This window comes from Rhodococcus sp. OK611 (genome assembly GCF_003050885.1).
GTDB classification, from domain to species: domain Bacteria; phylum Actinomycetota; class Actinomycetes; order Mycobacteriales; family Mycobacteriaceae; genus Rhodococcus_G; species Rhodococcus_G oryzae.
This window is the reverse complement of sequence record NZ_QAOZ01000010.1, coordinates 228,987-237,193: the sequence shown is the minus strand read 5'-3', so window position 1 is coordinate 237,193 and position 8,207 is coordinate 228,987. Positions and strand designations below refer to the sequence as shown.

The window sequence follows — 8,207 nt, the reverse complement described above, 5'->3', positions numbered from 1 at the left end:
GGCGGCTACGCGCAGGCCCGCTCGTACACGGTGGTCGAGATCGTCGGCAACGACTACTCCAAGACCACCCTGTACGGCCAGCCCTTCAGCATCGGCTGACACGCGCACCTTCCGTTCTTCCTTTCGTCCATCCCTTTGCTCGCGGTGACGCGAGCTGACCGACCCTGAACAGGGGAAACATGAACGTCTCCAGCACCGGCCTGCGTCGCGGGCTCAAGACCGCCGCGCTCGGCAGCGCCGCCGCCATCGCCCTCGGCTTCTTCTCCGCGGGTGCGGCGAATGCCGACACCTTGGTGCCGCTGCCCGGCGGCACCATCACCAAGACCCTCGCCGATGGCACCGTCGTCACCGTCACCATGTCCGGCGAGTCCGCGAACATCTCCGGTTCCATGGGCGCGACCCCGCTGCACCGCAACGTGTGGGTCTCCGGCTCGGCGAAGGTCGAGATCTCCGGCGGCTCCGGCGCCGAGGGCGGTGACATCGAGCCCGGCTACATCGTGGCCTGCCAGCTCACCCTCGGCGGCGAGACTGGCCACAACGCCGGCGGTGGCACCACCTGGGCCAACGAGGACGGCGACGCAGCGATGACCGCCGACAGCGCCGGCAACATCTCCATCGGACCCGGCGAGGCCGCCAGCTTCGCGGTCCTCGACCTCGAGTCCGCCGACGACTTCGGCGGCGAGTCGCACTCCGGCGAGCACTCCTTCGAGGGCGCCACCGGCAGCGTCACCTGGGCCGACTCCACCATGGGTGTCGAGGGCTGCGCCGGCTACGCGCAGGCCCGCTCCTACGTCAACGTCACCGTCGACACCGAGAACGTCAAGGGCACCGTCACCCTCTGGGGACAGCCCTTCAGCATCGGCTGATCAGACGCCGCTAGCGACTGCTTGCAGGTCGCTCGAAACTACGCCGCTAGCGACTGCTTGCAGGTCGCTCGAAACTACGCCGCTAGCGACTGCTTGCAGGTCGCTCGAAACTACACCGACCTGATCTGGAAACGTTGGGCCCGTACCGAATTCGGTACGGGCCCAACGTGTGTCCGCCTCCTCAGCCCCGATGCCTTGCGGTGTCGCTGCCCAGCAGGTCGCGGATCTCGGTGAGCAACTCGATGTCCGTTGCCTCCTTCTCCTCCTGCCTCATGTACCGCTCCTTGGTGTGGTTGTAGGGAACGATGAGGATGAAGTACACGACGGCCGCGATGATGATGAAGTTGATCGCCGCGGTGATCACGGCGCCGATGTTCACGAACGTCTCCGGGCTGTCGGTGATTTGGAAGCCGAAGCCCATTTCGTTCGAGCCGCCGAGAGCGGCGATCAGGGGTTCGACGATATTTGTGGTGAATGCGGTGACGATGGCGGTGAAGGCCGCACCGACGATCACCGCGACGGCCAGGTCGAGCACGTTTCCCTTGAGCAGAAAGTCCTTGAAGCCCTTCAACATGAGTTGGGTCTCCGTTCCGTCGGCTGGTGATGCTCTCGGACAGGGAAATGCTATGGACACCGGACCTCGCGGGGCAACCGGACGACCGTCCGGGCGTCAGTGGAACGTGACCGTCAGCGCTGTCGACAGCGAGGCCGCGGCGACCGTGGTCGCCTCGCCTGCGGGCAGCGCGAGCATCACAACCCGCTCGCGTGCACCTCGGGCGGAATCATTGGGGGACACCAGGATCACCGTCGCGGCGGAGGCCAATACGCGGGCGTCGGGCTCAGGCCCCTCGGTGTCGGAGTTCACGGTCAGCACGTCCACCCGGTCGCCCTCGCGTAACAGGTCGGTCACTTCGGGGTCGGCGAGTCGGATCGGAACCACGCGGGCGTCGGGCGAGTTGGTGGCCGCGTCGGCCAGGCGGGGACCGAGCATGCGGAGGTCGGTCAGGGTCTCGCCCGCCCTGGCGGGGCCGGTCAGGGTGTGGCCAATGGCGTCCTCGATGCCGCGCAGGGCGCCCGTGGGCACCGTCGCGGCGCCCAGCTGCACGAGCCGCACGTCGTCGGCGCGCAGGACCAGGCCGGGCGTCAGGTCGCGTGCGGCCGCGACGACGGCCACCTGATCGTCTGACGGGTCGCCGCGCAGCAGCAGGATCACGGCGGTCAGGGCCAGTGCGCCGGCGAGCACCCGGCGGGCGACGGCGACGCGGGCCGATCCCGGCCGGGTCAGTCGGGAGAGCCGGTCGGCCCATGTCGGGTCGAGCCGGTCGGCGCGAGGGCTGCCGGGGATCGGTGCGCGGTCCATGGGGCCACGCTAGGGGCCGTGGCCGGCCGTCGGAGTCGCCGCAGGGCGCGCCTGTGGAGGGATCGGATGGCTGTGCAGAACCTAGGGGGCTAGGTGGCAGACGAGGTCGCGCCCGCGCTCGCGGTGGACGTCGACGTGCTGGTCGACGGGCTGCTCGCGGGGGTCGAGGACGCCGACGAATCGGACTTGGCAGGCTCGCTGGCTGTGCCGCCGCTACCGCGGCTGTCGGTGCGGTAGAAACCGCTGCCCTTGAAGACGATGCCGACGGAGTTGAACAGCTTGCGCAGCTTGCCGGAGCACTCGGAGCACACGGTCAGGGTGTCGTCGGTGAAGGACTGGACGATGTCGAACCGGTTGCTGCATTCGGTGCAGGCATACGAGTAGGTGGGCACTGAAGGATCCTCCGCACGGGGTACTCAGGCCTGGGTGGTGATACGGCAGGCGTTAGCACTTTACAGTCACGAGTGCCAACGCCGGTAATCAGCTTCCTATTCCCAGTGCACGAAGCCCGCCGACCGGGGTGAGGACCCAGCCGACCCGGATGTCGTGTGACTCGTCGGGCAGCTCGCCGACCACTTCGTCGTCGCGGACCACCGCGATCAGGCGGGCGGCCGGATCGGCGAGGTCGAGGGTCCGGTCGTAGAAACCCGCGCCCCGACCGAGACGGACCCCCCGTTCGTCGACCGCGAGCGCCGGGATCAAGATCGCCTTCGCCTCCGAGATCGCCGAGGGCGGTAAGTGCGGCTGCCCGGGTTCGCGCAGGCCGAACGGTGCGCTGACCAGGGCCTCGGTGCCGTGATACTCCGCCCAGTACAGCGGGCCGGGATCCCTGGCCACGGGCAACAGGACCCGTCCGACCCGAGGCAGGAGGGCGTCGAGGAGCGCCGTCGATCCCGGTTCGACCCCGACCGGCACATATGCGCAGACCGTGGCGTCGGGTCCGAGCGTGTCGCCGAGCGCCGTCGCTGCAGCGGCGAGGGCGCGGTCTTCCGCCTCCCTGGTCACGGCGTCGCGTGAACGACGCGCGGCGAGCACCCTGGCCCGCCACTGCGCTTTCGTCGTCACCTCGGTCACCGATGCCACCCTGTTCCCCTGATCCGCGTTCCCATCGTGCTCACCCTAGAATCCGGTGCGCACGGACGAGATGGATAGGGTGTGCTCATGACACAGGCCGGCACCAACAAGAACAGGCACTTCCGCACGGCGGTGGTGCCCGCGGCGGGTCTGGGCACCAGGTTCCTGCCCGCGACCAAGACGGTGCCGAAGGAATTGCTCCCGGTGGTGGACACGCCGGGTATCGAGCTGGTCGCCGGTGAGGCCGCCGATTCCGGTGCCAGCAGGCTGGTGATCGTCACCTCGGAGGGCAAGGACGGGGTCGTCGCGCACTTCGTCGAGGACCTGGTGCTCGAGAGCAAGCTCGAGGCCAGCGGCAAGTCGCACCTGCTCGAGAAGGTCCGCAAGGCGCAGGGCCTGCTCGAGGTGGAGTCGGTGATCCAGGAGGAGCCACTCGGGCTAGGTCACGCCGTCGGGTGCGTGGAGTGTGTGCTCGACGACGACGAGGATGCGATCGCGGTCCTGTTGCCCGATGACCTGGTGATGCCGCGTGGGGTGCTCGAGACGATGGTCCGGGTCCGGGAGAAGCGCGGCGGCAGCGTGTTGTGCGCAATCGATGTGCCCAAGGATCAGGTCAGTGCGTACGGCGTCTTCGATGTCGAGGAGGTGCCGGACGCGACGAATCCGGACGTCCTCAAGGTCGTCGGGATGGTGGAGAAGCCGAAGCCGGAGGATGCGCCGTCGACGTTCGCGGCGGCGGGCCGGTACCTGTTGGACCGGGCCATCTTCGATGCGTTGCGCCGGATCACCCCGGGTCAGGGTGGCGAGTTGCAGTTGACCGATGCGATCGCGTTGCTGATCTCGGAGGGACACCCGGTGCACGTGGTGGTGCACCGTGGGTCGAGACACGACCTCGGAAATCCCGGAGGCTACCTGCGGGCTGCGGTTGACTTTGCCCTGGACAGTGACGAATACGGTCCTTCACTGCGCGACTGGCTCACCCAGAGACTGCGGCAGACGGGACATTAGTGGGGTCGGGAGGCAGTGACTACATGCGCTCGGTTGAGGAGCAGCAGACGAGAGTGACGGCCGCCGCGGTCGCACCCCGGCCGGTCCGGGTGGCGATCTCGGAGGCTCAGGGTCTGCTGTGTGCCGAAGAGGTGGTCACCGAGCGCCCGCTGCCGGGATTCGATCAGGCCGCGATCGACGGTTACGCGGTGCGCAGCGTCGATGTCGCCGGTGCAGGCGGGGAGAACCGGGGCGAGGACGACGAGCCCGTCGAGGTGACCCTGCCCGTGGTCGGCGAGGTCGCCGCGGGTTCGCGCCAACCGATCCGGCTGCAGCCGCGTCAGGCGGTGCGCGTGGACACCGGGGCGCCGCTGCCGACCCTCGCCGATGCGGTCCTGCCGCTCGACCGCACCGATGGCGGCCTGAACCGCGTGAAGGTGCTCTGGCCGGTCCGTTCCGGTGACTACGTCCGGCGCATCGGCGACGATGTGCAGCCCGGCGACGTCGCGGTGCGCGCGGGCACCATCATCGGCGCCGCCCAGGTCGGTCTGCTCGCCGCGGTGGGGCGCGACAAGGTGCTGGTGCATCCCCGACCGCGGCTGTCGGTCATCTCCGTCGGCGGCGAGCTCGTCGACATCGACCGCACCCCCGGTCCCGGTCAGGTCTATGACGTGAACTCGTACGCGCTCGCCGCCGCCGCGCGCGACGCAGGCGCCGACGTGAACCGGGTGGGCATCGCCGGCAACGATCCCCGTCGCCTGCGCGAGGTGGTCGAGGGTCAGCTGATCCGTTCGGAGATCGTCGTCATCGCGGGCGCGGTCGGCGGCGGGGCCTCCGATCAGGTCCGGGAGGCGCTGCGCGACCTCGGCGACCTCGAGGTGGAGCGGGTGGCGATGCACCCGGGATCGGTGCAGGGGTTCGGTCAGCTCGGCCGCGACGAGGTGCCGACGTTCCTGTTGCCGTCCAACCCGGTCAGTGCGCTGGTCGTGTTCGAGGTGATGGTCCGGCCGCTGATCCGGATCGCCCTCGGCCGTAGGCAGCCGATGCGCCGGGTGGTGACCGCGCGCACGGTGGCACCGATCACCTCGATCGAGAACCGCAAGGGCTTCCTGCGTGGGCAGCTGATGCGCGACGAGTCGACGGGGGAGTACCTGGTGCAGGCCCTCGGTGGGGCGCCAGGCGCCTCCTCGCACCTCCTGGCGACGCTGGCGGAGGCGAACTGCCTCGTCCTGGTCGCTCCGGAGGTCACCGAGGTCCGGACCGGCGACGAGGTCGACGTGGCCTTCCTTGCGCAGCGAGGCTGAGGGTTGGGCACATCGCTGCGCAAGTACTCGATTCACCCGGGTTGGCCGGCGCATCTGGGTCCGCTGACGGTGGGCGCCGGACGGGTGACGTTGCGCCCGATCCGGCTGCGTGACGCCGCGGCCTGGAGCCGTATCCGAATTCGCGACCAGGAGCATCTCGAACCGTGGGAGCCGACCGGTGAGGGCCCGTGGGAGGACCGCCATCACATGGGGAACTGGCCCGGGCTGTGTGCCTCGCTGCGCTCGGAGGCGCGCAAGGGCCGGATGGTGCCACTGGTCATCGAACTCGACGGAAAGTTCTGTGGGCAGCTGACGATCGGAAACGTCGTGCGCGGGGCGCTGCGGTCCGCGTGGATCGGCTACTGGGTGACCAGGGAGGTGGGTGGTCAGGGGGTGGCCACCGCCGCGGTGGCGCTCGGGCTCGACCACAGCTTCGGCGCGCTCGGGTTGCACCGGGTCGAGGCCACCGTCCGCCCGGAGAACCTGGCCAGTCAGGCGGTGCTGCGCAACGTCGGGTTCCGCGAGGAGGGACTGTTGCGTCGGTACCTGGACGTGGACGGTGCGTGGCGCGATCACCTGCTGGTGGCGATGACGATCGAGGAGGTCGAGGGCACCGTCAGCGACCGGTTGGTCCGGGCGGGCAAGGCCGCCTGGGGGTGACCGCCTGACCCGGGCGGATCCGCTTGGTGACGGGTAGTGCAAAACACCACTGGAGCGAGTGACTATTGTGACAGTTGGGAAAGTTGAGTCGGCGCGTCTGCGGGGAACTGCGCGCCGTGGCAATTAGCCTGAATGGGCTGATTGAGTCATATGTGCTGGTAGACGACTGGGAGGGAGGTCGCCGGTATGCCGAACTCGATCCTGTGGATCGCCTTGGTCGGGATGTGGCTGTTCGTCCTGCTGCCCATGCAGGTGAAACGTCGCCCCAGAATCCGTCAGACCACCGATGCAGCACTGGCGACCCGTGTGCTCGACCGCGACCAGCTCGCGCGTCAGCAGCACCGCGGACCCGCCTCAGGACACCGCAGCGACCCGAACTGGCGCCGCGAACCCACTCGCCCCAGGTATGCGGAGGACCGCATGGACACCCAGGTAGAAGTCGACGAGTTGGACGACGAGCGGGCTGCGGCTCGTGAGTACGTCCCACAGCGCCGCGGTCGCGGCGGGTTCGACCCCGAGGCCGATGCCCTCGCGCGGGCCGCGCGGTACGGATTCCGGCAGCGTGCCGTCCTCGGTCTGATCCTGCTGACGATCATGTCGGCGGCGCTCGCGCTCATTGTGACGCCGATGCTGTGGTGGGTCGCCGCGGCCGCCTTTGTCGGCCTCGGCGGGTACCTGGCCTACATGCGCAGGCAGGTCCAGTTCGAGCAGGAGATCCGACGTCGCCGCATGGCACGCCTGAGCCGCTCCCGGCTCGGGGTGGAGTCCCGCGAGGACGACGAGCTGCGGTTGATCCCGTCGCGGCTGCGCAGGCCCGGGGCGGTGGTGCTCGAAGTGGACGACGAGGACCCGGTGTTCGAGCACCTCGAGCACTACGACATCCGGTTCGAGGAGGAGGCGGCTCCTCAGGAGATGCGCCGAGTCGTCGGTCAGTAGCCTGACGCGGATGGCGGACGGAGCCGTGCCGGAGAGGATCGTGCTGCTCCGGCACGGCGAGTCCGAGGCGAACATCGATCCGGGGATCTACGAGCGGGTGCCCGACTACCGGATCCCGTTGACCGCGCGCGGCGTGGAGCAGTCCAGGGTCGCGGGGGAGCGACTGCGCGAACAGTTCGACGGGCAGAAGGTCTGTGTGTACGTCTCGCCGTACCTGCGGGCCTACCAGACCCTCGAGGCGCTCGGCATCGACGATCTGATCGAGCGTCGGATCGAGGAACCGCGCCTGCGCGAGCAGGACTGGGCTAACTACCAGGACCCGGACGAGATCGCCCGGCAGACCGGGCTGCGCAACACCTACGGGCACTTCTTCTATCGGTTCAACGAGGGTGAATCGGGCGCCGACGTCTTCGATCGCGTGAGCACCTTCATGGAGACGCTGTACCGGCATCGCGCCAAGCCCGGGTTCCCGCCGAACACTCTCGTGGTGACGCACGGGCTGACCATGCGGCTGTTCTGCATGCGCTGGTTCCACTGGTCGGTCGAATACTTCGAGTCGTTGAACAACCCGGGCAACGCCGAGACCCGGACGCTGGTACGGCAGGCCGACGGCCGGTTCGCACTGGAGCAGCCGTTCGATCAGTGGCGGGCCGTCCCGGAGGGACAGACCATCCTGGACACCACTCGGGCGGGCGTCGCCTGCCCCGAGTGACCCGCGTTCGGCAGGGTCGGAATCGCCGCCGTTGCGAGGTGAATCCCCTCCGGACCGGGCGATTTTTTCTGTGGCGGGCCGGGCTGCTACAGTTGCCGAGCGTTCCTACGGGAGCGTGGTTCGGGGCTGTGGCGCAGTTGGTAGCGCGCTTCGTTCGCATCGAAGAGGTCAGGGGTTCGATTCCCCTCAGCTCCACCAGTCGAAAGGCGCTTCTCCTCCGGGAGGGGCGCCTTTTGCGTTGCCGGCCCACCCCGCGGGGAAGCGCTCGGCCGACAGGCTATCGGACAGCTGTCCATGTCATTCACGAA

The 8,207-nt window shown here is 68.8% G+C and carries 10 protein-coding genes, 1 tRNA gene and 1 pseudogene; 8 read left to right on the top strand and 4 right to left on the bottom strand.

The window, feature by feature from the left end; all coding sequences use genetic code 11:
• A pseudogene (locus tag C8K38_RS27705) lies at positions 1-99 on the top strand (MspA family porin); the annotation flags it as partial.
• Between the two features lie 80 nt (positions 100-179).
• On the top strand, positions 180-866 hold the full coding sequence (locus C8K38_RS14730; protein WP_097212233.1) for an MspA family porin: 687 nt from the start codon (positions 180-182) through the stop codon (positions 864-866).
• A 181-nt stretch (positions 867-1,047) separates the two neighbouring features.
• On the opposite strand, the gene mscL is transcribed toward C8K38_RS14730, so the two are convergent.
• The 4 genes from mscL to C8K38_RS14710 all read right to left on the bottom strand — a co-directional run bounded on the left by mscL (position 1,048) and on the right by C8K38_RS14710 (position 3,300).
• Complete coding sequence (gene mscL, locus C8K38_RS14725; protein ID WP_097212234.1) at positions 1,048-1,440, bottom strand: large conductance mechanosensitive channel protein MscL; 393 nt, start codon at positions 1,438-1,440, stop codon at positions 1,048-1,050.
• A 96-nt stretch (positions 1,441-1,536) separates the two neighbouring features.
• A complete protein-coding gene (locus C8K38_RS14720) occupies positions 1,537-2,226 on the bottom strand; it encodes an SAF domain-containing protein (RefSeq protein ID WP_097212235.1) in 690 nt (229 codons plus the stop codon).
• 89 nt (positions 2,227-2,315) lie between these two features.
• Positions 2,316-2,618 carry an FmdB family zinc ribbon protein gene (locus tag C8K38_RS14715; RefSeq protein WP_097212236.1) on the bottom strand — a complete coding sequence of 101 codons (303 nt, stop codon included), beginning with the start codon at positions 2,616-2,618 and terminating at the stop codon, positions 2,316-2,318.
• A gap of 88 nt (positions 2,619-2,706) precedes the next feature.
• Positions 2,707-3,300: a 5-formyltetrahydrofolate cyclo-ligase gene (locus C8K38_RS14710; protein WP_257017507.1), complete on the bottom strand. Its 594-nt coding sequence runs from the start codon at positions 3,298-3,300 to the stop codon at positions 2,707-2,709.
• An 87-nt stretch (positions 3,301-3,387) separates the two neighbouring features.
• Between C8K38_RS14710 and C8K38_RS14705 the strand changes: the two genes are divergently transcribed.
• The 6 genes from C8K38_RS14705 to C8K38_RS14680 all read left to right on the top strand — a co-directional run bounded on the left by C8K38_RS14705 (position 3,388) and on the right by C8K38_RS14680 (position 8,097).
• The gene (locus C8K38_RS14705) at positions 3,388-4,308 is read left to right on the top strand and encodes a UTP--glucose-1-phosphate uridylyltransferase (RefSeq protein WP_097212237.1); all 921 of its coding nucleotides are present in this window, start codon (positions 3,388-3,390) and stop codon (positions 4,306-4,308) included.
• A 23-nt stretch (positions 4,309-4,331) separates the two neighbouring features.
• Positions 4,332-5,591 carry a molybdotransferase-like divisome protein Glp gene (glp, locus tag C8K38_RS14700; protein WP_097212238.1) on the top strand — a complete coding sequence of 420 codons (1,260 nt, stop codon included), beginning with the start codon at positions 4,332-4,334 and terminating at the stop codon, positions 5,589-5,591.
• A gap of 3 nt (positions 5,592-5,594) precedes the next feature.
• On the top strand, positions 5,595-6,251 hold the full coding sequence (locus tag C8K38_RS14695) for a GNAT family N-acetyltransferase (protein ID WP_097212239.1): 657 nt from the start codon (positions 5,595-5,597) through the stop codon (positions 6,249-6,251).
• A 186-nt stretch (positions 6,252-6,437) separates the two neighbouring features.
• Positions 6,438-7,187 (top strand): divisome protein SepX/GlpR, encoded by a 750-nt coding sequence (gene sepX / locus C8K38_RS14690; RefSeq protein WP_097212240.1) that lies wholly within the window; start codon positions 6,438-6,440, stop codon positions 7,185-7,187.
• A gap of 10 nt (positions 7,188-7,197) precedes the next feature.
• Positions 7,198-7,899, top strand: a complete 702-nt coding sequence (locus C8K38_RS14685; protein ID WP_097212241.1) for a phosphoglycerate mutase family protein — start codon at positions 7,198-7,200, stop codon at positions 7,897-7,899.
• A 122-nt stretch (positions 7,900-8,021) separates the two neighbouring features.
• Positions 8,022-8,097, top strand: a tRNA-Ala gene (locus C8K38_RS14680).
• Positions 8,098-8,207: the final 110 nt, after the last annotated feature.

Bases quoted from the DNA above. Each gene is read 5' to 3' on its own strand.
- C8K38_RS14730 (WP_097212233.1), top strand. From the start codon at position 180: ATGAACGTCTCCAGCACCGGCCTGCGTCGCGGGCTCAAGACCGCCGCG.
- mscL (WP_097212234.1), bottom strand. From the start codon at position 1,440: ATGTTGAAGGGCTTCAAGGACTTTCTGCTCAAGGGAAACGTGCTCGAC.
- C8K38_RS14720 (WP_097212235.1), bottom strand. From the start codon at position 2,226: ATGGACCGCGCACCGATCCCCGGCAGCCCTCGCGCCGACCGGCTCGAC.
- C8K38_RS14705 (WP_097212237.1), top strand. From the start codon at position 3,388: ATGACACAGGCCGGCACCAACAAGAACAGGCACTTCCGCACGGCGGTG.
- glp (WP_097212238.1), top strand. From the start codon at position 4,332: ATGCGCTCGGTTGAGGAGCAGCAGACGAGAGTGACGGCCGCCGCGGTC.
- sepX (WP_097212240.1), top strand. From the start codon at position 6,438: ATGCCGAACTCGATCCTGTGGATCGCCTTGGTCGGGATGTGGCTGTTC.
- C8K38_RS14685 (WP_097212241.1), top strand. From the start codon at position 7,198: ATGGCGGACGGAGCCGTGCCGGAGAGGATCGTGCTGCTCCGGCACGGC.